The following is a 25,789-nucleotide window of genomic DNA, read 5'->3' as shown; positions in this document are numbered from 1 at the left end:
TCCAGCCGATCGGAGCAGGCGCCGACGAATCTGCGAGGCAAATGACGGTGAACGTGCTGGACATTCTGTTGCTGGTCGCCGCCGTGTGGTTCGCGATCGTCGGCTACCGACAGGGTTTCGTCGTCGGCATCCTTTCGGTGATCGGTTTCCTCGGTGGCGGTCTCGTCGCCGTGTATCTGCTGCCCGTGCTCTGGGGTCAGCTGACGAACGATTCCGACGTGTCCACCACGGCAGCGGTCGTGGCCGTCGTCATCGTGATCGTCTGCGCCTCGGTGGGGCAGGCCTTCACCACCCACCTCGGCAACAAACTCCGCAGGTACATCACCTGGACGCCCGCGCGTGCCCTGGACGCGACCGGGGGCGCGCTGGTCAACGTCGTGGCGATGCTGCTGGTCGCGTGGCTGATCGGCTCCGCACTCGCCGGGACCGCCCTGCCGACGCTCGGCAAAGAGGTCCGCAGCTCCAAGGTGCTGCTCGGGGTCTCCCGGGTGATGCCGAGTCAGGCCAACACCTGGTTCACGGACTTTTCCTCCGTCCTCGCGCAGAACGGCTTCCCGCAGGTCTTCAGCCCGTTCTCGAACGAGCCCATCACCGAGGTCCAGGCGCCCGACCCGGCGCTCGCGGGCAGCCCGGTGGCCGCCCGCGCCCAGCGGTCCATCGTCAAGGTCGTCGGCACGGCCCAGAGCTGCGGCAAGGTGCTCGAAGGCACGGGCTTCGTCTTCTCCGACCGCCGCGTGATGACCAACGCCCATGTCGTCGGCGGCGTCGACGAGCCGACCGTCCAGATCGGCGGTGAGGGCAAGCTGTACGACGCGAAGGTCGTGCTCTACGACTGGCAGCGCGACATCGCCGTACTGGACGTGCCCGATCTGAAGGCGCGGCCGCTCCAGTTCGCCGACACGGACGCGCGCAGCGGCAACAGCGCGATCGTCGCGGGCTTCCCGGAGAACGGCTCGTACGACGTGCGCTCAGCCCGCGTCCGCGGCCGGATCAACGCCAACGGCCCGGACATCTACCACCGCGGCACGGTGCGCCGTGACGTCTACTCGCTGTTCACGACGGTCCGTCAGGGCAACTCCGGCGGCCCGCTGCTCACGCCCGACGGCAGGGTGTACGGCGTGATCTTCGCCCGTTCGCTGGACGACCCGAACACCGGTTACGCGCTGTCGGTCGACGAGATCCGCGAGGACATCTCGTTCGGCCTGACCGCGAACCAGCAGGTCGACAGCCAGGGGTGCGCGCTGTAGCCGTCAGCCGTACGGGGTGCTGTTCGGGGCGGCGTTAGGCCGTACGAGGTGCTGTACGGGCCGACCGTGAGCCGTACGAGGAGCCGTACGGGCCGGCCGTGAGCCGTACGAGGAGCCGTACGGGCCGGCCGTGAGCCGTACGAGGAGCCGTACGGTTCAGCCCTGAGCCGCCTGGGCTGTCAGCCGCGGGTATGCCGCAGCCGAGCCGAGACCCATCGGGCCCGGCGCTGCAGGATGCGCGGAATGCCGATCCCCTGCCCGGGATGCTCATGGCCCTCACCTTGGGAGCCACCCCTCTCGCGGGTGACCGGCCCATTGGCCGAGCGGCGGTTGCGTGCTGCGTCACCGTAGTCGTACGTCCAGCCCATACACCGACGTGTGCCCGTGCCCCATGGTCGGTAACCGCGCCGGGGGCGGCCAATTGGCCTATGCGCCGGGCAATTGGCTGTTCGTCGTACAAGCGTTCAAGGATGTGGGCGCAGGGCCACCCGCCGGGCTAGCGGTCGGGTTCCGGGTCCTTCAGCCAGGCGATGAGCTCCTTGGAGAACCCCGCCGGATCCTCCTCATGCGGAAAGTGGCCGAGGCCGTCGAACAGCCGCCAGCGGTACGGCGCTTCGACGTACTCGCCCGAGCCCGCCGCGCTGCGCGTCCGCATCGCCGGGTCCAGCGAGCCGTGCAGATGCAGCGTCGGCACCCGCACCGGGCGCTTCATCCGGCGGTTGAACTGGATCCCGTCCGGCCGCGCCATCGACCGCACCATCCACCGGTACGGCTCGATCGAGCAGTGCGCCGTCGACGGGATGCTCATCGCCCGCCGGTAGACGTCGATCGCGTCCTCCTCCGGCAGCTGCGGCCCGGACCAGTCCTCGATGAGCCGGCCCACCAAGGCCGCGTCGTCCGCGAGGAGCTGACGCTCCGGAATCCAAGGCCGCTGGAAGCCCCAGATGTACGAGCCCGCCCGGCTCTGCGAGAAGTCGGAGAGCATCGCCGACCGCCAGCGCCGGGGGTGCGGCATCGAGGAGACCGCGAGCCGGCGCACCAGCTTGGGCCGCATCACCGCCGCGGTCCACGCCAGATAGCCGCCGAGGTCGTGGCCCACCAGAGCCGCGTCCGGCTCGCCGAGCGAGCGCACCACGCCGGTGATGTCGAGCGCGAGGTTCGCGGGGTCGTAACCCCGCGGCGTACGGTCGCTGCCGCCCACCCCCCGCAAATCCATCGCAACCGCCCGGAAACCGGCGTCGGCGAGCGCGGTCAGCTGGTGCCGCCAGGTCCACCAGAACTGAGGAAAGCCGTGCAGCAGCAACACCAGAGGCCCATCGCCCATCTCGGCGATATGGAAGCGCGCACCATTGGCCGCCACGTCGCGATGGGTCCAGGGACCATCGATGCGTACAGGGCTTCCAGAACCGGTATCAGGGGCCGTCATGCAGACGAGCGTGCCACACGTGAGCACCCCACGGTCGCCATGCCCACCCGGGAGGGAGCGACGAGCGAGAGACAGAGGATGCTCCGCCGGTGCTCACGGGCCCCGCGGCCGTGGTCCTCAGACCGCGACCTTGTCCTGCGCCGGGCGGGTGTGCGGCTTGACGCCCTGCAGTACGGCGGCCGTCTGTTTGGCCGACGCGATGGACTTCTCCGGCGGCTTGACCTTCTTGAACTTGGCCACGGCCAGCAGCGCGAGCAGCGCCGCGAGCACCAGATACGTACCGCCCACGATCAGGAACGACCACGCCAGACCGAGACCCAGATTGTGGATCCCGTACGCCGCCGCGAAGCTCAGCACCGGCAGCGAGAAGAGCACGAACACTCCCGCGACGGTGAAGGCCGCACCGCCCATCACGCCGCGCTGGACGTCCTGCCGCAGTTCCGCCTTGGCCAGGGCGATCTCGTCGTGCACGAGCGCGGACATCTCGGCGGTCGCCGAGGCGACCAGCTGGCCGAGACTGCGCTCGGCGCCGACGACGTTCGCCGCGGTGTTGCCGGGGTCGCTCATCGCTGACTCCCTCTCCTCATCGGCGGATCCGATGTCAGTTCCGATCTCAGTTCCGATGTCAGATCATGCCGGACTGTCGCCGCCCTCGCGCGACGCCCCCGCCAGTTCGGCCTTGCGACGGTGCTCCGCGGCCTTCTCCTCGTAGATCGCAGCCATCCGAAGGTGGTATTCCGGCTTGTCCTGTTCATAGATGTCCGGGATGCCGTCCTGGTCCTCGTCGCGCTCCTCCGCCTCGACGAGCGCGTTGTACTTCCGTACGCGCAGCTTCAGCAGAATCGCGGCGAACACGGCGGCGATCAGGGAGCCCATGAGGACGGCGGCCTTGACCTCCTCGGTGAGCACCGGGCTGCCCGCGAAGGCGAGTTCGGCGATGAGGAGGGAGACGGTGAAGCCGATTCCGGCGAGCGCGGCGACGGCGAAGACGTCCGGCCAGGCCAGATCCTCATTGAGCTCGGCCCGGGTGAAGCGGGCGGCGAGCCAGGTGCCGCCGAAGATGCCGAGGGTCTTGCCGACCACCAGGCCGAGGACGACGCCGAGGGGCTCCGGCTCGGTGAAGACGTCGCTGAGCAGGTCGCCGGAGACGATCACTCCCGCGGAGAAGAGCGCGAACAGCGGTACGGCGAGTCCCGCGGACAGTGGCCGTACGAGGTGCTCGATGTGCTCGGCGGGGGAGTGCTCCTCCCCCTCGCGCCTCGTGCAGCGCAGCATCAGGCCCATGGCGACACCGGCGATCGTGGCGTGGATGCCGCTGTTGTACGTCAGCCCCCAGATGACGAGAGCCATCGGGACGTACACGTACCAGCCGCGCACGCCCTTGTGCAGGAGCAGCCAGAAGACACCGAGGCCGACGACGGCACCGCCCAGCGCCGCGAAGTTCAGCTCGTCGGTGAAGAAGACGGCGATGATCAGGATCGCAAAGAGATCATCGACGACGGCGAGGGTGAGCAGGAACGCGCGCAGCGCGGAGGGCAGCGAGGTGCCGATGACCGCGAGGACGGCGAGCGCGAAGGCGATATCGGTGGCGGTCGGAACGGCCCAGCCTTCAGTGGACCCGCCGCCGGCAGTGGTGACGACGAGATAGACGAGCGCGGGCATGGCCATCCCGCAGACCGCGGCGATCACGGGCAGCGCGGCGGCCTTGGGTTCGCGCAGCTCACCGGCCACGAGTTCGCGCTTGAGCTCGATCCCGGCGACGAAGAAGAAAATGGCGAGCAGCCCGTCGGCGGCCCAGTGCTCGATCGAGAGATCGAGGCCGAGGGCGGAGGGGCCTATGTGGAAGTCGCGTACGGATTCATAGCTGTCACCCAGGGGGGTGTTGGCCCAGATGAGTGCGGCGACGGCGGCGACGAGAAGAAGGACACCACCCACGGTCTCGGCCCGCAGCGCGTCCGTGACGAACGTCCGCTCGGGGAGGGAGAGACGTCCGAGGAACTTACGGGGGGTGGAGGTGGGCGCGGCCACGTCGGGGGACCTCCGGTCGGGTGGGCAGGACGGAGCACATGCCGACCAGACTTCCCGGCGCACCTAGGTTTCTTGCTGCGTCATTGACGCGGTCCTTAGTTTACCTAGAGCGCAAGGGCGTATCCGGTGAGCCTCACTTTAAGGGGCATAAGGGACACGCGTCGCGCTGTCGCGGGCGGTTGTGTGCGCCCGCGGCTTGGAGTCACCGCGTCAGGGGTCGTGGGGGCCGGGGTTGTCGAGGCCCGCTCCGACAACCCACACGAGGGAGGGGTCCTGCCGCACGCGGCCGGACCCCTCCCCAGGCGACTGAATCAGTCCTCGCTGGCCGCCGTCGGCAGCTTCGTCTGGATCAGATCCATCACCGACGAGTCGGTGAGCGTCGTGACATCGCCAAGCTGCCGGTTCTCCGCGACATCCCGCAGCAGCCGCCGCATGATCTTGCCCGAGCGGGTCTTCGGCAGCTCCGCCACCGGCAGCACCCGCTTCGGCTTCGCGATCGGCCCGAGCGTCGCGCCCACGTGGTTGCGCAGGTCGTTCACCAGGTTCTCGTCCTCGCTCGCCGTACCCCGCAGGATCACGAACGCCACGATCGCCTGACCCGTCGTCTCGTCCGCCGCGCCGACGACCGCCGCCTCGGCGACCTTCGGGTGCGAGACCAGCGCCGATTCCACCTCGGTGGTGGAGATGTTGTGCCCGGAGACCAGCATCACGTCGTCGACGCGGCCGAGCAGCCAGATGTCGCCGTCGTCGTCCTTCTTGGCGCCGTCGCCCGCGAAGTACTTGCCCTCGAAGCGCGACCAGTACGTGTCGATGTAGCGCTGGTCGTCGCCCCAGATGGTGCGGAGCATCGAAGGCCACGGCTCGGTGAGGACGAGATAGCCGCCGCCTCCGTTCGGAACCTCGTTGGCCTCGTCGTCGACGACGGTGGCGGAGATGCCGGGCAGGGCGCGCTGGGCGGAGCCGGGCTTGGTCGCGGTGACGCCGGGCAGGGGGCTGATCATCATGGCGCCGGTCTCGGTCTGCCACCAGGTGTCCACGATCGGGCAGCGGTTGCCGCCGATGTGCTCGCGGTACCACATCCAGGCCTCCGGGTTGATCGGCTCACCGACCGAGCCGAGCACCCGCAGCGAGGACAGGTCGAACTTGGCGGGGATGTCGTCTCCCCACTTCATGAACGTACGGATCGCGGTCGGCGCCGTGTACAGGATGGTGACGCCGTACTTCTGCACGATCTCCCAGAAGCGGCCCTGGTGCGGAGTGTCGGGGGTGCCCTCGTACATGACCTGGGTCGCGCCGTTGGCGAGCGGCCCGTACGCGATGTAGGAGTGGCCGGTCACCCAGCCGACGTCGGCCGTGCACCAGTAGACATCCGTCTCCGGCTTGAGGTCGAAGACGGCGTGGTGGGTGTACGCCGCCTGGGTGAGGTAACCGCCGGAGGTGTGCAGGATGCCCTTCGGCTTCCCGGTGGTGCCGCTGGTGTAGAGGATGAACAGCGGGTGCTCGGCCTCAAAAGCCTCGGGAATGTGCTCGGCGGACTGGCGCTCGACGAGTTCGTGCCACCACGCGTCGCGGCCCTCGGTCCAGGCGACGTCCTGGCCGGTGCGGCGCACGACGAGGACGTGCTCGACGTTGTCGACGCGGTCGATCGCGTCGTCCACGGCAGGCTTGAGGGCGGCCGGCTTGCCGCGGCGGTAGCCGCCGTCGGCCGTGATGACGACCTTGGCGTCGGCGTCCTGGATACGGGTCGCGAGCGCGTCGGCCGAGAAGCCGCCGAACACCACCGAGTGCGCGGCGCCGATGCGGGCGCAGGCCAGCATCGCCACGACCGTCTCGGGGATCATCGGCATGTAGACGGCGACGCGGTCGCCCTTGCGGACACCGAGCTCGGTCAGGGCGTTCGCGGCGCGGCTGACTTCGTCCTTGAGCTCGGCGTAGGTGATCGCGCGGCTGTCGCCGGGCTCGCCCTCGAAGTGGATGGCCACCCGGTCGCCGTTGCCCGCCTCGACGTGCCGGTCCACGCAGTTGTACGCCACGTTCAGCTTGCCGTCCGCGAACCACTTCGCGAAGGGCGGGTTGGACCAGTCGAGGGTCTCGGTCGGTTCGGTGGCCCAGCTGAGCCGCCTCGCCTGCTCGGCCCAGAAGCCAAGCCTGTCAGCCTTGGCCTGCTCGTACGCCTCCGCCGTCACGTTGGCGTGCGCGGCCAGCTCCGCCGGCGGTGTGAACCGCCGCTCTTCCTTGAGCAGGTTGGCCAGGCTTTCGTTACTCACGACATCTCCCTTTCCCAGGGCGTCCTATGTGCCTATGTGTCCCAAGCCATAGCTCATCAGCCAGAGGGCTGGGTGACAAGAGCCTTCCGGAAATTGGTTTAGACCTATTGGGGCTGTGGGTGGAGCTATGGGTGGCCCCTCCTCCCCGGGCGGTGGGAAAGAGGGGCCATACGGTCTCACGGACGCGGCCGACGAGCGGTTCAGGCGCGCAACTCCTGCAGAGCCGAAGGAGCAGGTGCGACCCGGTCGAAGACCTCGTCGATCTCGTGCTCGTCGCTGCTCGCGAGGAGATACGCCTGGGCCTCCCCGACATGGAAGTACATGCCGTGCAGCTTCAGCGTCCCTTCGGCGAGCCGCCTCGCCACCGATTCATGGGCGCGCAGATGCTCCAACTGCTGGACCACATTGGTCAGACACAACTGCTCCACCGCGTCGGTGGGCATCCGCCCGGAAATCCTCGCCCAGGAACGGTGCCTGCTCCTCATCCGCTCAAGGCTCGGCTGTCCGTGCCGCAGCCAGCGCCGCAGCGGGGTCTGGACGCTTGCAGGCTGCCCGTTCAGCAGCGCCTGCATCGCGCCGCAGCCGGAGTGGCCGCAGATGGTGATCGAGTCGACCTCCAGCACATCGACGGCGTACTCGATGGCCGCGGCCACCGAATCGTCGCTGCTCTCCGCCCCGGGCAGCGGAACCAGATTTCCCACATTGCGTACGGTGAACAGATCGCCCGGGCCACTGGCCGTGATCATGCTGGTGACCAGCCGGGAGTCGGCGCAGGTGAGGAAGAGCTGCGAGGGCCGCTGCCCCTCGCGCGCCAGCCGCGCCAGCTCGTCGCGCACCAGCGGGGCCGTATTTCGCTGGAACGAGCTGAGTCCGCTGGCCAGTTGATGCGCGTACGCCTGCCGAGGGCGGTCGTCGCAGCAGTGATGGTTGCGCCAGGGTGTCCAGGGGCGGCAGCAGCCGTGCGTCTCCGAGGCCGGCTCGCTGATCCGCCCGCCGGCCCGGCCGGTGAACTCCACCGTCCCGCCCTGCGCGACGTGCGAGGCCTGCCAGCCGTGCAGCGCCTCGTACGCCGCATGGTCCATGAAGGAACCGTCCAACTCGACCACACAATGCGCCCCTTGGGGCACCTGGCCGAGCGTCCGGCTCAGCCGGGGCACGGCCAGAAACGTCAATTGTCCACGCACCCGGACCAGGTGGAGCCCCTCCCGCTCGTCCGTGGTGATCCGGGTCCGGGTCAGCCGGCGCAGAGCCACCGCGACGGCCACCGCGATCCCGATGGCCACACCTTCCAGTACGCCCGCGAGCACGACCGACGCCAGCGTCACCGCGTACACGAGGATCTCCCGGTTCCGCCGCACGCTGCGCAGATGCGTGATGCTGACCATCTGGACGCCCACGACCATCACCAGCGCCGCCAGCGCGCCCAGCGGGATCAGATCGAGCACGGGCACCAGCAGGAGTGCGGCGACCGTGATCCACAGACCGTGCAGCATGGTGGCGTTCCGGCTCACAGCGCCTGCGGACACATTGGCGGCGCTGCGGACGGCGACCCCGGTGACGGGCAGCCCGCCGAGCGCACCGGCGACGACATTCGCCGCCCCCTGCCCCGCCAGCTCACGGTCGAGACGGGCGCGCGGAATGCGACCGCCCGGCTCCTTGCGGGCAGCCACCAGGTTGTCGACGGCGACCGCCGACAGGAGCGATTCCACGCTGGCCACCAGGGTGATGGTGAGGACGGCGGCGAGGATGCCGAGCACCGGCCCTTGGGGCAGCTCGGGCAGGGCATGGCTGCTCCAGGACGGCAGATCGACCCGCGGCAGGCTCAGCCCCGCGACCACGGCGAACGTGGTCGCTCCTGCCACCGCGGCGAGTGCGGCCGGGATCTTCCGTGCGACCCGCCCCACGTGCCCGGGAATCCGCGCCCACACCAGCAGTACGGCAATGGTCAGAAGGCTGGCCGACAGCGCGGCCGGGTGAACGTTGGCCAACTGGGCGGGAAGGGCACGGACATTGTCGATCGCGGAGCTCTGCGGGGTGGCGCCGAGCACGATATGGAGTTGTGCGAGGGCGATCGTGACGCCGATGCCGGCCAGCATGCCGTGCACGATCGCCGGGCTGACGGCGAGAGCGGAGCGGGCCACCCGCAGGGCGGCCAGCCCGAGTTGGGCGATTCCGGCGAGGACCGTGATGGCGCAGGTGGTGCGCCAGCCGTATTGCTGGATCAGATCGGCGGTGACGACGGTCAGCCCGGCGGCGGGACCGCTGACCTGAAGCGGCGCTCCGCCGAGCCGGCCGACGACGATACCGCCGACGGCAGCGGCCACCAGCCCGGCCTGGAGGGGTGCGCCGGTGGCGAGCGCGATGCCGAGGGAGAGCGGCAGCGCGATCAGAAAGACGGAGATCGAGGCGGACAGATCGGCGCCCGCGATGCGGAAGCGGTGGGGCGGGCGGTCCTTGCTCTTTCGGGACTTTCGGGTCGTGCGGGGCTTTCGGGTTGTGCGGGAGGGGTCTTCGGTGCGGGTGGGGACGCAGGCAGACATGGTTCCCGTCTCCTCCGGGGCAGCGCGGTCGCGGAATGTGGGGACGCGGCCGTGGGTCACGGCGTGCAGCGGCGGGATTCTCAACTCTCGGTAAATGGATCGTAATGCAGAGTAAAGACTGAGGCATTATTTTCGGGGCAAATGGGGCAGCATTTCACCCGTTCCGGTGATTAGTACTTTGAACGCGGCTCGTCGCACCCTTCCCCCACCTACCGCGATGCGAGCTTGACGGCGCCATGGGCAATGCGTCGTACAGGCATATAGGCATAAGAAAGTGGGTGGGCGGATGAAGGCCGCCACGAGGAGGATCGCCGTAGGGGTAGTCGCCACGGCGCTGATCGCAGAACTCGTCGGCTGTTCCGTACTGGACGCGGCTGACAACTCGGCCGCCGCCAAGCAGGGTGCCCCCGGAGCGAAGAAGGGTGCCCCGGCTCCCAAGAGCGCGGTACGCCTCATCGGCGACGGATCCACCGCGTTCACCGGACCCCAGTCCGGTCTTCTCAAGCCGCGGCGCCTGAAGCCGGGTCAGCAGCCGCCGCAGTTCGTGGTGTTCTCCTGGGACGGGGCCGGCGAGGACAGCCAGAAACTCTTCTCGCACTTCCGCAAGGTCGGCAAGAAGTACGACGCGACCATGACCTACTTCCTCAGCGGCGTCTATCTGCTCCCCGAGGAGAAGGCGAATCTCTATGACCCGCCCCAGCATTCACCCGGCCGCTCGGACATCGGCTTCAACGACACCCAGGGCATCCGTGACACCGTGCGTCAGTTGCGCGGCGCCTGGCAGGACGGCAACGAGGTGGGGACCCACTTCAACGGCCACTTCTGCGGCAATGAGGGGGGCGTCGGCCAGTGGTCCGTCGACGAGTGGAAGAGCGAGATCAGCCAGGCCAGGTCATTCGTGAAGAACTGGCGGACCAACGCGGGCCTGGAGGGCGAGCAGCCGCTGCCCTTCGACTACGACAAGGAGCTCATCGGCGCCCGCACCCCCTGCCTCGAGGGCCGCACGAACTTCGTGCGCGCCGCCGCCGAGCTGGGCTTCCGCTACGACACCAGCGGCATCAACGACCAGATCTGGCCCAAGAAGGACCTTGGCCTGTGGGACCTCTCCCTGCAGATGGTCCCCGTCCCCGGCCGGGCTTTCGAGACCCTGTCCATGGACTACAACTTCATGGTCAACCAGTCCGGGACGGTCAAGGGTGACCCCTCGAAGTTCGAGTACTGGGGCAACCAGATGCGCGACGGGCTGGTGAAGGCCTTCGACCGCGCCTACAACGGCAACCGCGCGCCGCTGATCATCGGCAACCACTTCGAATCCTGGAACGGCGGCACCTATATGCGCGCGGTCGAGGAGACGATCGCGACGGTCTGTGTGAAGCGGGACGTGACGTGCGTGTCGTTCCGGCAACTGGCCGACTGGCTGGACGCGCAGGATCCCGAGGTCCTGCGGAAGCTGCGCACGCTCCCGGTCGGTCAGGCCCCGAGGAACGGCTGGGCGGCCTTCCTCGCCACCCAGCCGGCGGGCGCACCGGGCTCTACCAAGGTCAAACAGGCTGAGCGGCACTGACATCGGGCGCCCGCACTTCCTCCTTGGGTGCCCCTCGCGCCGTTCGGCGCCGGGGGCGTCCCCTCAGCCGGGCTGAGGTACGGGGGCAGGCTCGGCCAGCACGAAGGCGGGGTCGACCTGCGCCGCGAGGTCGGCTCCCGTCTTCGCGTTCCCCCAGCTCTCCGCGTTCTTCAGGTGGAAGTGCACCATCTGGCGCGTGTAGCGCTCCCAGTCGCGGTCTTCGTACGAGTCCTCCGCGGCGTTCTGCAAGGCCTGCAGGGACATGCGGTTGTCGGCCTCCAACTGCTCGAAGCGTGGCGGCCGTCCCTTCTCCATCGCCCGTACCCAGCCGGAGTGCCCGACGGTCACCAGCAGGTCCTCGCCCACCTCGTCGCGCAGGAAGTCGACGTCGTCCGGGCCCTGCACCTTGTTGCCGACGACCTTCAGGGCGACGCCGAAGTCCTGTGCGTACTCCTTGTACTGGCGGTAGACCGAGACCCCCTTACGGGTCGGCTCGGCCACCAGGAACGTCATGTCGAAGCGGGTGAACATCCCGGAGGCGAAGGAGTCCGACCCCGCTGTCATGTCGACGACCACATACTCCTCGGGGCCGTCGACCAGGTGATTGAGGCAGAGCTCGACCGCGCCGACCTTGGAGTGATAGCAGGACACCCCGAGATCCGATTCGGTGAAGGGACCCGTGGCCATCAGCCTGATGTCACCGTCGTCGAGGCGCACGCCGACCGCGCAGGCGTCGTAGACCGGGTTGTCCTCGCAGACGCGCAGCAGCCGCGAGCCCTCCCCCGGGGGCGTTGTCTTGATCATCGTCTCGGCTGAGGCGATCCGGGGATTCGAGCCCCGCAGGTAGTCCTTGATCAGCGACAGATGCGCGCCCATCGCGGGCAGCGCGGCGGCCTCTGCCTCATCGAGCCCGAGCGCGGCCCCGAGATGCTGATTGATGTCGGCGTCCACCGCGACGACGGGGGCTTCATTGGCGGCAAGGTGGCGGATGAAGAGCGAGGACAGCGTCGTCTTGCCGCTGCCGCCCTTCCCTACGAAAGCGATCTTCATGTTCACCTAGGGTAGTGGGTCGATCGCATGACGTGGTCGGACTGCGTGAAGAAGACCACTCCAAGGTGGGGCGTGGGCCGGGGGCGCGTAGCCTCGCTACCTATGAGTACGAATGCCTCGTCGGTCGATCCCCTCGCCACCCTCGGCTCCCTGCCGGGCGTCGCCGACTCCGTGGACTCCGTACGCAAAGCCGTCGACCGGGTCTACGGTCACCGGGTCATGCGGCGGCGCAGCACCGAGGTCACGTCGGAGGCGGCGCTGCGCGGAGCTCGGGCTTCCGCCGCGCTGTCCGGTGCGGACTGGGCGCTGGAAGAGGTCCGCAGGCGGACCGACTTCGGCGTCGAGCCCGAGGCGCGCACGGTGGGTGCGGCCCTGCGGCTGACCGCCGAGGCGGGTCAACTCCTGTCCATCTGGCGGCAGTCGCCGCTGCGTGTGCTCGCCCGGCTGCATCTGGTCGCGGCGAGCGGCGCCGGTGACGACGCCGCGGTGGGCAGGCCGCGCCTCGCGGGCGAGGAAGTCGACGAGCCGCTGATCGAGGCTCCGCTTCCGGATGCGGACGAGGTGACCGGCCGACTCGACGGACTGGCCGAACTGATCATCGCGGGCAGCTCCGCCCCGGCTCTGGTGACCGCTTCCGTGGTCCACGGCGAGCTGCTGGCGCTGCGCCCGTTCGGTATGTACAACGGTCTCGTGGCGCGGGCCGCCGAGCGCATCGTGCTGATCGGCAGCGGGCTTGACCCGAAGGCGATCTGTCCTGCCGAGGTCGGTCACGCCGAGCAGGGCCGGGCGGTATACGCCGCCGCATTCGAGGGGTATCTGTCGGGCACGCCGGACGGGATGGCCGCGTGGATCGCGCACTGCGGGCGTGCGGTGGAACTCGGGGTCAGGGAGTCGACGGCCGTGTGTGAGGCATTGCAGCGCGGCGCTGCCTGAACTGTGGCCGGATAAGTTCCTGAAAGAGCCCCGAACAGGGTTGCGGCGGTACCGGAATTGGTACCGCCGCTGGCATGTCCGCCGAGTTACCAAGCGTCCTCGATATATTGCCCATCAGGTCGGGAACTTCTGCCCGTCACCTGGTGCGGCTGGCCCGTAATCGACGGGTCGACGTCGCGTGGGTGCTCAGTTTTCATGCTTCGGTCCGTGGGCCTTCATGCGTTAAAGGTGATCCTTTCGGATGTCCTTGGTCTCGCGGGCCGTTGATTCATTTGTACTCCAGCGGGAGGGGATTCGGAACCCCTGGCTGCACATCTTTACTTTTAGGTTCAAACACGGACGTATATCTACACAGCGGCGGCAGTGGCAATCTGAGCAGCGGTATTGCGTCGCCGGCTGGCGTACCAGACGAGCCCGGCGGTCGCGGCCGCCGCCCCCACCGCAGCCACCGCGACCAGGGCGGGACGCGGTGGCATCGACAGGGCAGGCAGCCGCTGTTTGAGGCGGACCGGACGGTTGAAAACGAGAATCGGCCAGCCGCGCGCGGTCGCCTCCCGGCGCAGTGCCCGGTCCGGGTTCACTGCATAGGGATGGCCGACGGAGGAAAGCATCGGGACGTCCGTCGCCGAGTCGCTGTAGGCGTAACAGCGCGCCAGGTCGTACCCCTCCGAGGCGGCGAGCTCTTTGATCGCTTCGGCCTTGGTCGGCCCGTATGCGTAGTACTCCACCTCCCCGGTGAAGCAGCCGTCGTCGCCGACCACCATGCGGGTGGCCACCACCCGGTCGGCGCCGAGCAACTCGCCGATCGGCTCGACCACCTCGGCGCCGGAGGTGGAGACGATGACGACGTCGCGGCCCGCGGTGTGATGCTCCTCGATGAGGGACGCGGCCTCGTCGTAGATGATCGGGTCGATCAGGTCATGGAGGGTCTCGGCGACGATCTCCTTGACCTGCTGGACGTTCCAGCCTTTGCAGAGCGCCGAGAGGTACTGGCGCATCCGCTCCATCTGATCGTGGTCGGCGCCGCCGGCGAGAAAGACAAACTGGGCATAGGCGGTACGCAGTACGGCGCGGCGGTTGATCAGCCCGCCTTGGTAGAAGGACTTGCTGAAGGTCAACGTCGAAGACTTCGCAATGACCGTCTTGTCCAGGTCGAAGAAGGCGGCTGTGCGCGGCAAGGAGTGGTTTTCCACGAGCCTGAGCATAGGTGCCCGCCATTCGGCGTACGCTCGGGCGCGTGGGTTTGCCTGAGAAGGCTCTCGGGTACACCATGGAAGTCACGGATCGTTCGCGACCGTGCTAACCCGGTCCGGCTCCTCCCCCCCCGAGTCGGCCGGAGAGACGACCCCCGCTCTCCCCCCCGGCGGGGGTCGTCGCATGTCCGGACGCCTTTTCGTCCCGCTGCTGCGATCCATGGTGATCGTTCTCCCCTCGTGCGAGCTGCGCCGTCGGCGGTCTTCCACCACTCTGCATGGTCACTGTGCGTAGCGGAAGTGCTGCTCCCGGGAGTCACCGGTACGAGCGAGCGGGATATTCACAAGTGGCTAGTTGTCCACAGCTTTTCAGCAAGATCCACACGATTTCCCGGTGCGCTGCACGGTGATTCCAGCCGCAACGTTCGCGGACCGCAGGAATCGCAGATCTCGGCACGAAGCGAGATCGAAGTAATCAGGGGGTGGAGTACGTGGCTGGATCCATCACGTCCACACGGCCGCCGGCCGTCGAAGGGCGGCGGGACGGGCCGCTGATCGTCACCGAGGACATGGAACTGCTCGACGATCTGCTGCGGTTGTGTGCCGCGGCGGGGGCCGAGCCGGACGTCCATCACTCGGTGCCGGAGCGGAGGGGAAGCTGGGAGGGGGCGCCGCTGGTCCTCGTCGGCGACGATGCGGCCGCCCGCTGTCGTGGCGCGGCGCGCAGACGCGGTGTGCTTCTGGTCGGACGCGATCAGGATGACCCGGACGTCTGGCGGCGGGCGGTGGAGATCGGGGCCGACTGCGTGCTGCGGCTGCCCGACGCCGAGAGCTGGCTCGTCGACCGGATCGCCGATGTGGTCGAGGGGGTCGGACGGCAGGCGCTCACTGTGGGGGTGATCGGCGGCAGGGGCGGGGCCGGGGCATCGACGCTGGCCTGCGCGCTGGCGGTGACCGCGGCGAGGACCGGGCAGCGCACCATGCTCGTCGACGGCGACCCGCTCGGCGGAGGGATCGACGTGCTGCTGGGCGGAGAGAAGGCAGAAGGCAGGCGTTGGCCGGATTTCGCAGCTTCCAAGGGACGGGTTGCCGGCGGGGCGCTGGAGGAGTCGCTGCCCGAATTGCATGCCCTGCGGGTGCTCAGCTGGGACAGAAGCGACTCGGTGGTCATTCCGCCGGAGGCGATGCGGTCGGTGCTGGCCGCGGCACGCAGGCGCGGCGGGGTGGTGGTCGTGGATCTGCCGCGCCGGGTGGACGAGGGCGTGGCGGAGGCCTTGGCCCAGCTGGATCTCGGACTGCTGGTGGTGCCGGGCGAGTTGCGGGCCGTGGCTGCGGCGAATCGCGTGGCGTCGACGGTGGGAATGGTGCTCCAGGACCTGCGCGTGGTGGTGCGCGGCCCGTTCGCGGCGGGCCTGGACGAGCAGTGGGTCGCGGACGCCCTGGGACTGCCCCTGGCCGGTGAACTGCCTGCGGAGGCGGGCCTGTTGGCCGCGCTGGACTCAGGCGCTCCACCGGGCGGGACGCGCGGGCCGCTGGCCAGGTTCTGCGCCGCCTTCTGGGATCGCGCGCTGACGGGTGGCGGGGTCTCATGAGCACCGGACTGCTGGACGCCGTGCGACAGCGGCTCGCGGCAAGCGGCGCCGAGCCCACACCGGCACGGGTGGCGGCCGCGCTGCGGGCCCAGGGACGTCTGCTGGGGGACGCCGAAGTGCTCGGCGGCACCGAGGAGTTACGGTGCGAACTGGTCGGGACCGGGCCCCTGGAGCCACTGCTGGCCGATCCTTCCGTGACGGATGTCCTTGTGTCCGCGCCCGACCGGGTGTGGGTGGACCGGGGCCGTGGACTTGAGCTCACGGGAGTGACGTTCGCCGACACGGCGTCGGTGCGCAGGCTGGCGCAGCGGCTCGCGGCGGTGGCGGAGCGGCGCCTCGACGACGCCCGGCCCTGGGTGGATGCCCGGCTGCCGGACGGGACCCGCATGCATGCTGTGATCCCGCCGGTGGCGGTCGGCTCGACGTGTCTGTCGCTGCGGGTCGTCAGGCCCCGGGCATTCTCCGTGCAGGAGCTCGTCGCGGCAGGGACGGTGCCGCCCGGCGGGGACCGGGTGTTGAGGGCTCTGATCGATGCCCGGCTCTCCTTCCTGATCAGCGGCGGGACCGGATCGGGCAAGACGACCTTGCTGTCGAGCCTGCTCGGCCTCGTGGGGGAGCGCGAACGGATCGTGCTGGCTGAGGACTCGGCGGAACTCAGACCCGAACACCCGCATGTGGTCCGGCTGGAGTCGCGTACGGCGAACCAGGAGGGCGCGGGCCGGGTGACGCTGCGGGACCTGGTGCGCCAGGCGCTGCGGATGCGCCCCGATCGGCTGGTCGTCGGGGAGGTGCGCGGCGCGGAGGTCACCGAACTGCTGGCCGCGCTCAACACCGGGCACGAGGGCGGCTGCGGGACCGTCCACGCCAACGCCGCGGCGGATGTACCGGCCCGCCTTGAGGCGCTCGGGACGGCGGCGGGGCTCGACCGGGCGGCGCTGCACAGCCAGTTGGCGGCTGCTCTCGCGGTGGTGATCCATCTCGTACGGGACAGGGGCGGGCAGCGGCGGATCGCCGAGGTGCATGTCCTGGACCGGGACGCCGCGGGGCTGGTGGTGACCGTGCCCGCACTGCGGTGGGGCGCGGAGGCCTTCGCGTACGGGCGGGGCTGGGAGCGGCTGCGGTCGCTGATCGGAGGTGCGCTGTGATGGCCGGCGAGCAGGTGTACGCGGCAGCGGTGTGTGCCGGGGCGGCTGCGTGGCTGACGGTCGGGCGTGAACAGGGGCTCAGGCGGGCGCGGTTGCTGCTGGCGGGCGGCGGCGCGGTGAAGGCCTCCCCGTGGTGGTCGTGGAAGGGGGTGCTGCCGCGGCTCGGGCTGCGGCGGGAGTGGCTGTGCGTGCCCGTTGCCCTTGTCCTCGCCGTGCTGGGTGAGTCGGTGCTGCCGCTGATCGCGGGGGCGGTGGCAGTGCCGCTGGTGAGGCGGCGGCTGCGGGCCCGGGAGCTGAGGCGCGAGCAGGAACGACGGGCCGACGGGGTGGTCACCCTGTGCGGCGCGGTGGCCGGTGAACTGCGCGCGGGGCTCCAGCCGGGGCAGGCGCTGCTGTTCGCCGCGAGATCCACCGGGGTGCTGGGCGATGCGGAAGCGGGGGTACTCGCGGCCGCGCGCTTCGGGGGCGACGTTCCCCAGGCACTGCGGGAAGCGGCGCGGGAGCAGGGTGCGGATGGGCTTGCGGGAGTCGCTGCCTGCTGGCGGGTGGCCGTGGACAGCGGTGCGGGTCTGGCCGCCGGGCTCGACCGGCTGGAGGCGGCCTTACGGGCGGAGCGGGACCAACAAGCCGATCTGAAAACCCAGTTGGCAGGTGCGTGGTCCACCATCGGGCTGCTCGCCCTGCTTCCGCTGGCGGGTCTCGGGATGGGCTGGGCGCTGGGCGCCGACCCTCTGCAGGTTCTGCTGCACACCCCGGCGGGCCTGATGTGCCTGGTGGTCGGCGGCTTGCTGGAGACAGCGGGTCTCTGCTGGGCAGGGCGGATCGTGCGTCAGGGAGGCGAGCCGTGACCGGGGACGCCGTCCACAGGCTGGGGCTATTGGTGTGCGTCGTGGCCGCGGTGGCCTTCCTGGCCTTCACGATCGCAGCAAGGCGGCGTCGTCGCGCCGTGCGCAGGCGGATCCAGGCGCTGTTGAGGGTGGAGCGCGAGCGGCAGCGACGGCGGCCGGAGTACGCGGCATCGGCGAGGCGTTGGGCGGCGCCGTTGGGTGCGGTGATCACCAGCTGTGTCCTCGTCGGCGGGGTGATCGGCTGCCTTGTCGGGCTCGGCGGGGCGTATGGAGTATCGCGCTGGCAGCGAAGCCGTAAGCCGGCCGCGGGAGCCGAGGACCAGGAGGCGAGCCGCCAACTTCCGCTTGCCGCCGACCTCCTGGCGGCCTGTATCTCCGCCGGGGCGGGTCCCCGCGAGGCGGCGGAGGCGGTCGGGGAATCGCTGGGCGGGCCGGTCGGCGAGCGGCTGGCGCGGGCGGCAGCGGAGTTGCGGCTCGGAGGTGAGCCGGCGCGGGCGTGGGGGTGGTTCGGGCGGATACCGGGCGCGGAGGCGCTGGGCCGCTGCCTGGAGCGAGCCGACTCGACCGGGGCTCCGGCCGCGGAACCGGTGTCCCGGCTGGCCGAGCGCTTCCGGGCGGACCGGGCGCGGGCGGTCGCACAACGAGGCCGCAAGGCGCAGGTTCTGATCACGGCTCCGGTCGGGCTGTGCTTCCTGCCCGCCTTCCTCGCGGTGGGCGTGGCCCCGGTCGTGATCGGCCTGGCGGACGGACTGCTGAACGGCAACTGAGCAGGTGCAGCTGTGCAACTGAACGAGAACTCTTGGGGGTTGACATGTGGAATCCGGTACGGGGATGGCTTCGCGGGCTGTCGCGCAGGATGCGTAAGGACACGATGCGCAAGGACGCGGGCATGACCACGTCCGAGTACGCCATGGGGACGATCGCTGCGTGCGCCTTTGCCGCCGTTCTGTACAAGGTTGTCACCAGTGGCGCTGTCTCGGGGGCGCTCCAGTCGGTGATCGGGAAGGCGCTCGATGCGCAGTTCTGAGGGAGCCGACAGGGGGTCCGTGACGGCGGAGGCGGCCGTAGCGCTGCCCGCCCTGGTGGTCTTCGCCATGGCCCTGGTCTGGGCGCTGATGGCCGCGTCCGCGCAGATCCAGTGTGTGGACGCGGCCCGGGCCGGGGCGCGCGCCGCCGCCCGGTCCGAGCCGCGGGCGGCCACGCTGGCCGCCGCCCGCTCGGCGGCTCCCAGTGGCGCCAGCGTCACTCTGGGGCGGGCGGGTGACCTCTGGCGTGTCCGGGTCGAGGCGAAGGCCCCGGGCCCGGGTGCCCTGGCTCTGACGCTCAGCGCTGAGGCGGCTGCGTTCGCGGAGGATGCCGCGGGCCAGGAGGTCGCCTCATGAACCGGAACCGGCGAGGCCGAGGCCGGGACCCGGACCAGGACCGCGACCGGGGTTCCGCGACCGTGTGGGTGGCCATGGCGACCACCGTGCTGTGTGCCGTCTTCGCCGTCGTCCTCGCCATGGGGCAGGCCGTGGTCGCCCGCCATCGCGCAGGCTCCGCAGCCGACTTGGCCGCACTGGCGGCTGCCGATCAGGCTCTGCGGGGCACGGCGACCGCCTGTGCGAAGGCGGCCGAGGTGGCCCGGGCGCAGGGTGTCGCGGTGGTGCGCTGTGCGGTGCGGGGTGAGACCGCCGACGTGACGGCGCAGGCCCGCTTCGGCCCGTACGCCCCGGCGGTCAGGTCGCGGGCGGGGCCACCGGGGCCTCCTGCGCCGCCGGGGCGTCCCGCAGCAGCTCCGTGAGCAGGCGGACCGCGCCGCGCTTGTGCAGCGGGTCGTTGCCGTTGCCGCACTTCGGGGACTGGATGCAGGACGGGCAGCCCGCCTCGCACTCGCAGGACGCGATCGCCTCACGCGTGGCCGTCAGCCACTCACGGGCGGTGTGGAAGGCCCGCTCGGCGAAGCCCGCGCCACCCGGATGGCCGTCGTACACGAAAACAGTCGGCAGAAGCGTGTCCGGGTGGAGCGGCACCGAGACGCCACCGATGTCCCAGCGGTCGCAGGTGGCGAAGAGCGGCAGCATCCCGATGGAGGCGTGCTCGGCGGCGTGCAGGGCGCCGCCCAGCTGCTCCGGATTGACCCGGGCGGCGTCCAGCTGGTCCTCGGTGACCGTCCACCACACTGCCCGGGTGCGCAGGGTGCGCGGCGGAAGATCGAGTTTGGTCTCGCCGAGCACCTCACCGGTGATGAGTTTGCGGCGCAGGAAGGAGACGACCTGGTTGGTGACCTCGACGGAGCCGTAGCAGAGGCGTCCGTCGCCCCACGGGACCTCGGTGTCGGTTTCGAGTACGGAGACGGAGGTGGTGTCGCGGGCGGTGGTGGAGTACGGCGGGTTGGCCTCCTCGACGAGGGCGGCCGAGTCCTTAAGGTCCAGGTGCTTCACCAGGTACGTACGGCCCTGGTGGAGATGGACGGCCCCGTCGTGGACCGAGGTGTGGGCGGCCGATTCGTCGACCGTGCCCAGCAGCCGGCCGGTGGCGGCCTCCACGATCTGGACCGGGCGGCCGCCCTCGCCCCGGATGTCGGTGAGGTCGGCGGCTCGCTCCCGGCGGGTCCAGTGCCAGCCGGAGGCCCGGCGCCGGAGCAGCTTGGCGGCCTCCAGCTGGGGCATGAGCTCGGCGGTCGTAGGGCCGAAGAGCTCAAGGTCGGCGTCCGTGAGGGGAAGCTCGGCAGCGGCAGCGCACAGATGGGGGGCAAGGACGTACGGATTGTCGGGGTCGAGGACCGTGGACTCCACCGGCTGCTGGAACAGCGCCTCGGGATGGTGGACGAGGTAGGTGTCCAGCGGATCGTCGCGGGCGACCAGTACGGCCAGGGCGCCCTGGCCCGAGCGGCCCGCGCGGCCGGCCTGCTGCCAGAGCGAGGCCCGTGTGCCGGGGTATCCGGCGATGATCACGGCATCGAGGCCCGAGACGTCGACGCCGAGCTCGAGAGCGGTGGTGGCGGCGAGGCCAAGGAGCTCGCCGGAGTGCAGGGCCCGCTCCAGGGCTCGGCGCTCCTCGGGGAGGTAGCCGCCCCGGTAGGCGGCGACGCGCGGGGGCAGCGAGCTGTCCACGGCGGCGAGGCGTTCCTTGGCGATGACGGAGATCAGCTCGGCGCCGCGCCGGGAGCGTACGAAGGCGACGGAGCGGACGCCCTGGACGGTCAGGTCGGTCAGCAGGTCCGCGGTCTCGGCCGTGGCAGTGCGGCGCACCGGTGCGCCCTTCTCGCCGTGCAGCTCGGTGAGCGGGGGCTCCCAGAGGGCGAAGACGAGCTCACCGCGCGGCGAGGCGTCGTCGGCCACTTCATGGACGGGCAGGCCGGTGAGGCGGCCGGCGGCCAGAGAAGGTTCCGCGGCAGTGGCGGAGGCGAGGAGGAAGACCGGGTTCGCACCGTAGCGGGCGCATACGCGACGAAGGCGGCGCAGCACCTGGGCGACATGGGATCCGAAGACGCCCCGGTAGGTGTGGCACTCGTCGATGACGACGTAGCGCAGGGAGCGCAGGAAGGAGGACCAGCGGGGGTGTGAGGGAAGTATTCCGCGATGCAGCATGTCCGGGTTGGTCAGGACGTACGTGGCGTACTGCCGGACCCACTCGCGTTCCTCGACCGGCGTGTCGCCGTCGTAGACGGCGGGACGCACCCGGTTGCCGAGCGGCGCGGCGAGCTCTTTCACGGCGCGGCACTGGTCGGCGGCCAGAGCTTTGGTCGGGGCCAGGTAGAGGGCTGTGGCACCGCGTCCATTGGGGGCGTCGGCGCCGTCGAGAAGGGTGGTGAGGACGGGCGCCAGGTAGGCCAGGGACTTGCCCGAGGCGGTGCCGGTGGCGATCACCACGGATTCGCCGTCCAGGGCGTGCTCGGCGGCGGTGGCCTGGTGGGCCCACGGATGGTCGATCCCCGCCTGCTGAATGGCGTTGATCACTTCCGGGCGGATGCGGTCGGGCCAGACTGCATGGCGGCCCGGCCTAGGGGGCAAGTGCTCCGTATGAGTGATGCGCGCGGCACGGCTCGCCCCCGCGGCAAGCCGGTCGAGGACCGAAGCCGGGGAGGGGCGGTTGTCCCCGCTCTCGGCGGGTCGTCTGGGACGGTGATTCTTGGCCATCGGCACCGAGTGTGTCACCGGCGTGACGGACAATGGTCCCAAGGCGTCGTGCATGGCTGCTGGTAAGTGATTGAATGCCATCGCGGCTGGCGACCGTCTCTGGCTCCGCCGGGGAGACCTGAGGGGGCGGCCGCTCGATAGCAAGGTGCTGGAGGATCCGTGGACCTGTCCCTGTCGACTCGCAATGTGTCCGGCCCTGGTGGCGACCGTACGGTCGTCGAGGTCGGTGGCGAGATTGATGTGTATACCGCGCCCAAGCTGCGCGAGCAGTTGGTCGAGTTGGTGAACGACGGCAGCTACCACCTGGTTGTCGACATGGAGGGCGTGGACTTCCTCGACTCCACCGGCCTCGGCGTGCTCGTGGGTGGCCTGAAGCGCGTTCGCGCGCATGAGGGTTCGCTGCGCCTGGTCTGCAACCAGGAGCGCATTCTCAAGATCTTCCGGATCACGGGTCTGACCAAGGTGTTCCCCATTCACACCACGGTCGACGAAGCTGTCGCGGCCACCGACTGACGGTCGGCCGCAGACTTCCGGAAGAAGTGAGGGGCACCGGGCATCCAGCCCGGGCCCCTGAGATGCACGCCCGTACGTCCGAGGGGGATTGCATGGCCACCGTTGAACTCCGCTTCAGCGCCCAGCCTGAGCATGTCAGGACCGCCCGTCTGGTGGCCGCTGCCGTGGCTCGCCGGGCAGGGGTCGACGAGGCCGTGCTGGACGAGGTCCGTCTCGCGGTCGGCGAGGCGTGCAGCCGTGCGGTCGGGCTGCACCGCAGCCATGGCATCACGGCCCCTGTGAGGGTCGTCCTGACCGAGGAGGAGAAGGCTTTCTCCATCGAGGTCGGGGACGAGGTCCCGAGCGCGGGCGCCGAGGGGTCCTCCGGGGCCCCAGGGGCCCGTGACGCCACGGACGAGGACCTGGACTCCGAGGGCGAGGACGAGATGGGTCTCGCCGTCATCAGCGGTCTCGTCGACGACGTGGAGGTCACGTCCACCGAGGAGGGGGGCGTGATCCGGATGAGTTGGCCGACGACGCCCGTCACCGTCGTGCCCTGATCGCGGATGATCGACAACGGTGCCGAACTGTCGGCGCATTGATCGTTTTCTTTGGAAAGAGGCCCTGCTGAGCAGGGCCTCTTTCCATTTCTCTAGATCATTTATCGCGCGTCAATGCCTTTGCCCCATTACCTCTTTCGGGGGGTGTTTGGGAACCCGATCATTTGCTGAGGAGCAAGTGAAGGTCAATTCCAATTGCCGCGCCCTGTTTTGATCAGGTTCCGCTACCTACAATCCGTCCACATCTTGAGCTCTGAGCGTCAAGGAGGACGAATGGCGGGGCTCTTCATCCCAGAACTGACCGACCACCCCACTTCTCTCGCAGCCGCGGTACTCACCGACAGCAACCGGCTGATCGTTATCGTCATCGCCGCGGTCGCGGTGGCGGCACTGATCGTCGCCCAGGTGCTGACGCGCCAGGTGCTGGCCGCCGGCGAGGGCACTGATTCCATGAAGAAGATCGCGGCAGCCGTGCAGGAGGGCGCGAATGCCTATCTGGCCCGGCAGTTGCGCACCCTCGGCGTCTTCGCCGTCGTGGTGTTCTTCCTGCTGATGCTTCTTCCGGCCGACGACTGGTCACAGCGTGGCGGACGTTCGGTGTTCTTCCTGGTGGGTGCGCTCTTCTCGGCGGCCACCGGATACATCGGCATGCGTCTGGCCGTACGAGCAAATGTGCGCGTGGCGGCTGCTGCGCGTGAAGCGACACCGGCGGAGGGCGAGCCGGAAAAGGATCTGACGGCCGTCTCGCACAAGGCCATGAAGATCGCTTTCCGGACGGGAGGCGTGGTCGGCATGTTCACGGTGGGCCTTGGCCTGCTCGGTGCCTCCTGCGTCGTTCTCGTCTACGCGGCCGACGCGCCCAAGGTGCTCGAGGGCTTCGGCCTCGGCGCCGCGTTGATCGCCATGTTCATGCGTGTCGGAGGCGGCATCTTCACCAAGGCCGCCGACGTCGGCGCCGACCTGGTCGGCAAGGTCGAGCAGGGCATCCCGGAGGACGACCCGCGCAACGCCGCCACCATCGCCGACAACGTGGGCGACAACGTCGGTGACTGTGCCGGTATGGCGGCCGACCTCTTCGAGTCGTACGCGGTCACGCTCGTCGCGGCGCTCATCCTCGGCAAGGCGGCATTCGGCGACGCCGGACTCGCCTTTCCGCTGATCGTCCCGGCGATCGGCGTGGTCACCGCGATGATCGGTATCTTCGCGGTCGCCCCGCGGCGCGCCGACCGCAGCGGGATGACTGCCATCAACCGCGGATTCTTCATCTCCGCGCTGATCTCGCTCGGCATGGTGGCCGCGGCGGTGTTCATCTATCTGCCGTCCACGTACGCCGAGTTGGACGGTGTCACCGAGGCCGCGATCAAGTCGCATCCCGGAGACCCGCGGATTCTGGCGCTCGTCGCCGTGGCCATCGGCATCGTGCTCGCGGCCCTGATCCAGCAGCTGACCGGGTACTTCACCGAGACCACCCGGCGTCCCGTCAGGGACATCGGCAAGTCCTCGCTGACGGGACCCGCGACCGTCGTGCTGGCGGGTATCTCCATCGGTCTGGAATCCGCCGTCTACACCGCGCTGTTGATCGGTCTCGGTGTGTATGGGGCGTTCCTGCTCGGCGGTACGTCGATCATGCTCGCCCTGTTCGCGGTGGCTCTGGCCGGTACCGGTCTGCTCACCACGGTCGGCGTCATCGTCGCCATGGACACCTTCGGACCCGTCTCCGACAACGCCCAGGGCATCGCCGAGATGTCCGGCGACGTCACGGGCGCGGGCGCCCAGGTGCTCACCGACCTCGACGCCGTCGGCAACACCACCAAGGCCATCACCAAGGGAATCGCCATCGCCACGGCCGTCCTGGCCGCGTCCGCGCTCTTCGGTTCGTATCGCGATGCCATCGCGACCGCGGCCAGGGACGTCGGCGAGACGGTCGGCGAGGGTGCTCCGATGAACCTCGTGATGGACATCTCGCAGCCCAACAATCTGGTGGGCCTGATCCTCGGCGCCGCGGTCGTCTTCCTCTTCTCGGGTCTCGCGATCAGCGCGGTGTCCCGTTCGGCGGGCGCAGTCGTCTACGAGGTGCGGCGGCAATTCCGCGAGCACCCCGGGATCATGGACTACACCGAGCAGCCGGAGTACGGGCGCGTCGTCGACATCTGCACCAAGGACGCGCTGCGCGAGCTGGCCACACCGGGTCTGCTCGCCGTACTGACCCCGATCGCCGTCGGCTTCTCGCTCGGCGTGGGGGCCCTCGGCTCCTTCCTGGCCGGCGCGATCGGCACCGGCACGCTGATGGCCGTCTTCCTCGCCAACTCCGGTGGCGCGTGGGACAACGCCAAGAAACTCGTCGAGGACGGACACCACGGCGGCAAGGGCAGCGACGCCCATGCCGCCACCGTCATCGGCGACACCGTCGGCGACCCGTTCAAGGACACCGCGGGACCGGCGATCAACCCGCTGCTGAAGGTGATGAACCTGGTGGCGCTGCTGATTGCGCCCGCGGTGATCCAGTTCAGTTACGGGGACGACTCCAGCGCCGGAATCAGGGCGCTGGTGGCGGTGCTCGCGATTCTCGTCATCGTCGGCGCGGTGTACATCTCCAAGCGGCGCGGCATCGCCGTCGGTGACGAAGACAACCATGCGGAGCGGAGCGCGAAGTCACCTGATCCTGCGGTGGTTTCGTAACACCTGCTCAAGAGGCGGGCGGGCGGCGCGTATTGACGTGCCGCCCGCCCGTTTGTGCGCCGTCGTGAGCCTTGTCTCTCTTGGTGCAAATGGCTTCAATAGGT

22 protein-coding genes are annotated in these 25,789 nt (G+C 69.6%); 13 read left to right on the top strand and 9 right to left on the bottom strand.

Features of this window, described 5'->3' with window-relative positions; translation table 11 throughout:
- Positions 1 to 47 precede the first annotated feature (47 nt).
- Positions 48 to 1,247, top strand: coding sequence for a MarP family serine protease (locus tag OOK40_RS12210; RefSeq protein ID WP_266481616.1), 1,200 nt, complete (start codon positions 48 to 50; stop codon positions 1,245 to 1,247).
- 179 nt (positions 1,248 to 1,426) lie between these two features.
- Here OOK40_RS12210 and OOK40_RS12205 read toward each other — a convergent pair whose 3' ends face one another.
- The 6 genes from OOK40_RS12205 to OOK40_RS12180 all read right to left on the bottom strand — a co-directional run bounded on the left by OOK40_RS12205 (position 1,427) and on the right by OOK40_RS12180 (position 9,508).
- Complete coding sequence (locus tag OOK40_RS12205; RefSeq protein ID WP_266479859.1) at positions 1,427 to 1,615, bottom strand: hypothetical protein; 189 nt, start codon at positions 1,613 to 1,615, stop codon at positions 1,427 to 1,429.
- Positions 1,616 to 1,743: 128 nt separating this feature from the next.
- Positions 1,744 to 2,673 carry an alpha/beta fold hydrolase gene (locus OOK40_RS12200; protein WP_266479857.1) on the bottom strand — a complete coding sequence of 310 codons (930 nt, stop codon included), beginning with the start codon at positions 2,671 to 2,673 and terminating at the stop codon, positions 1,744 to 1,746.
- Between the two features lie 117 nt (positions 2,674 to 2,790).
- Positions 2,791 to 3,240, bottom strand: coding sequence for a phage holin family protein (locus tag OOK40_RS12195; protein WP_266479855.1), 450 nt, complete (start codon positions 3,238 to 3,240; stop codon positions 2,791 to 2,793).
- Between the two features lie 63 nt (positions 3,241 to 3,303).
- A complete protein-coding gene (gene nhaA, locus OOK40_RS12190; RefSeq protein WP_266479853.1) occupies positions 3,304 to 4,701 on the bottom strand; it encodes a Na+/H+ antiporter NhaA in 1,398 nt (465 codons plus the stop codon).
- A 311-nt stretch (positions 4,702 to 5,012) separates the two neighbouring features.
- Complete coding sequence (gene acs, locus OOK40_RS12185; protein ID WP_266479851.1) at positions 5,013 to 6,968, bottom strand: acetate--CoA ligase; 1,956 nt, start codon at positions 6,966 to 6,968, stop codon at positions 5,013 to 5,015.
- Positions 6,969 to 7,168: 200 nt separating this feature from the next.
- On the bottom strand, positions 7,169 to 9,508 hold the full coding sequence (locus OOK40_RS12180) for a bifunctional SulP family inorganic anion transporter/carbonic anhydrase (protein WP_266479849.1): 2,340 nt from the start codon (positions 9,506 to 9,508) through the stop codon (positions 7,169 to 7,171).
- 286 nt (positions 9,509 to 9,794) lie between these two features.
- Between OOK40_RS12180 and OOK40_RS12175 the strand changes: the two genes are divergently transcribed.
- Entirely contained in the window at positions 9,795 to 11,072 is a 1,278-nt protein-coding gene (locus OOK40_RS12175) for a hypothetical protein (protein ID WP_266479847.1), read from the top strand.
- A 63-nt stretch (positions 11,073 to 11,135) separates the two neighbouring features.
- On the opposite strand, the gene OOK40_RS12170 is transcribed toward OOK40_RS12175, so the two are convergent.
- The gene (locus OOK40_RS12170; RefSeq protein ID WP_266479845.1) at positions 11,136 to 12,122 is read right to left on the bottom strand and encodes an ATP-binding protein; all 987 of its coding nucleotides are present in this window, start codon (positions 12,120 to 12,122) and stop codon (positions 11,136 to 11,138) included.
- A gap of 102 nt (positions 12,123 to 12,224) precedes the next feature.
- Here OOK40_RS12170 and OOK40_RS12165 point away from each other — a divergent pair, with 102 nt between their 5' ends.
- Complete coding sequence (locus tag OOK40_RS12165) at positions 12,225 to 13,055, top strand: oxidoreductase (protein WP_266479843.1); 831 nt, start codon at positions 12,225 to 12,227, stop codon at positions 13,053 to 13,055.
- Positions 13,056 to 13,402: 347 nt separating this feature from the next.
- On the opposite strand, the gene OOK40_RS12160 is transcribed toward OOK40_RS12165, so the two are convergent.
- Entirely contained in the window at positions 13,403 to 14,260 is an 858-nt protein-coding gene (locus OOK40_RS12160; protein ID WP_266479841.1) for an HAD family phosphatase, read from the bottom strand.
- A 479-nt stretch (positions 14,261 to 14,739) separates the two neighbouring features.
- Between OOK40_RS12160 and ssd the strand changes: the two genes are divergently transcribed.
- The 7 genes from ssd to OOK40_RS12125 all read left to right on the top strand — a co-directional run bounded on the left by ssd (position 14,740) and on the right by OOK40_RS12125 (position 19,616).
- The gene (gene ssd / locus OOK40_RS12155) at positions 14,740 to 15,840 is read left to right on the top strand and encodes a septum site-determining protein Ssd (RefSeq protein ID WP_323136052.1); all 1,101 of its coding nucleotides are present in this window, start codon (positions 14,740 to 14,742) and stop codon (positions 15,838 to 15,840) included.
- On the top strand, positions 15,837 to 16,985 hold the full coding sequence (locus tag OOK40_RS12150; RefSeq protein ID WP_266479839.1) for a TadA family conjugal transfer-associated ATPase: 1,149 nt from the start codon (positions 15,837 to 15,839) through the stop codon (positions 16,983 to 16,985). Before ssd ends, OOK40_RS12150 begins: the two co-directional genes overlap by 4 nt.
- Positions 16,985 to 17,833 (top strand): type II secretion system F family protein, encoded by an 849-nt coding sequence (locus OOK40_RS12145; RefSeq protein WP_266479837.1) that lies wholly within the window; start codon positions 16,985 to 16,987, stop codon positions 17,831 to 17,833. The genes OOK40_RS12150 and OOK40_RS12145 overlap by 1 nt, the downstream gene beginning before the upstream one ends.
- The gene (locus OOK40_RS12140; RefSeq protein ID WP_266479835.1) at positions 17,830 to 18,600 is read left to right on the top strand and encodes a type II secretion system F family protein; all 771 of its coding nucleotides are present in this window, start codon (positions 17,830 to 17,832) and stop codon (positions 18,598 to 18,600) included. The genes OOK40_RS12145 and OOK40_RS12140 overlap by 4 nt, the downstream gene beginning before the upstream one ends.
- 89 nt (positions 18,601 to 18,689) lie before the next feature.
- Positions 18,690 to 18,860, top strand: a complete 171-nt coding sequence (locus OOK40_RS12135) for a DUF4244 domain-containing protein (RefSeq protein ID WP_266479833.1) — start codon at positions 18,690 to 18,692, stop codon at positions 18,858 to 18,860.
- Positions 18,847 to 19,215 (top strand): TadE family type IV pilus minor pilin, encoded by a 369-nt coding sequence (locus OOK40_RS12130; RefSeq protein WP_266479831.1) that lies wholly within the window; start codon positions 18,847 to 18,849, stop codon positions 19,213 to 19,215. The genes OOK40_RS12135 and OOK40_RS12130 overlap by 14 nt, the downstream gene beginning before the upstream one ends.
- Positions 19,212 to 19,616 carry an Rv3654c family TadE-like protein gene (locus OOK40_RS12125; protein ID WP_266479829.1) on the top strand — a complete coding sequence of 135 codons (405 nt, stop codon included), beginning with the start codon at positions 19,212 to 19,214 and terminating at the stop codon, positions 19,614 to 19,616. The genes OOK40_RS12130 and OOK40_RS12125 overlap by 4 nt, the downstream gene beginning before the upstream one ends.
- Here the strand turns inward: OOK40_RS12125 and OOK40_RS12120 are convergent.
- The gene (locus tag OOK40_RS12120) at positions 19,552 to 22,035 is read right to left on the bottom strand and encodes a DEAD/DEAH box helicase (RefSeq protein ID WP_266479827.1); all 2,484 of its coding nucleotides are present in this window, start codon (positions 22,033 to 22,035) and stop codon (positions 19,552 to 19,554) included. The genes OOK40_RS12125 and OOK40_RS12120 overlap by 65 nt on opposite strands.
- 78 nt (positions 22,036 to 22,113) lie before the next feature.
- Here OOK40_RS12120 and OOK40_RS12115 point away from each other — a divergent pair, with 78 nt between their 5' ends.
- The 3 genes from OOK40_RS12115 (at position 22,114) to OOK40_RS12105 (ending at position 25,685) form a co-directional block, all read left to right on the top strand.
- On the top strand, positions 22,114 to 22,467 hold the full coding sequence (locus tag OOK40_RS12115; RefSeq protein ID WP_003967428.1) for an STAS domain-containing protein: 354 nt from the start codon (positions 22,114 to 22,116) through the stop codon (positions 22,465 to 22,467).
- A gap of 92 nt (positions 22,468 to 22,559) precedes the next feature.
- Positions 22,560 to 23,006 carry an ATP-binding protein gene (locus tag OOK40_RS12110; RefSeq protein ID WP_266479825.1) on the top strand — a complete coding sequence of 149 codons (447 nt, stop codon included), beginning with the start codon at positions 22,560 to 22,562 and terminating at the stop codon, positions 23,004 to 23,006.
- A 273-nt stretch (positions 23,007 to 23,279) separates the two neighbouring features.
- Positions 23,280 to 25,685, top strand: coding sequence for a sodium-translocating pyrophosphatase (locus tag OOK40_RS12105; RefSeq protein WP_266479823.1), 2,406 nt, complete (start codon positions 23,280 to 23,282; stop codon positions 25,683 to 25,685).
- The last annotated feature ends 104 nt before the right edge of the window (positions 25,686 to 25,789 follow it).

Origin of the sequence: Streptomyces sp. NBC_01481 (assembly GCF_026339995.1) — a bacterium.
Lineage (GTDB): Bacteria > Actinomycetota > Actinomycetes > Streptomycetales > Streptomycetaceae > Streptomyces.
The sequence above is the reverse complement of the archived record's forward strand: the minus strand, read 5'-3'. Positions and strand labels throughout refer to the sequence as shown.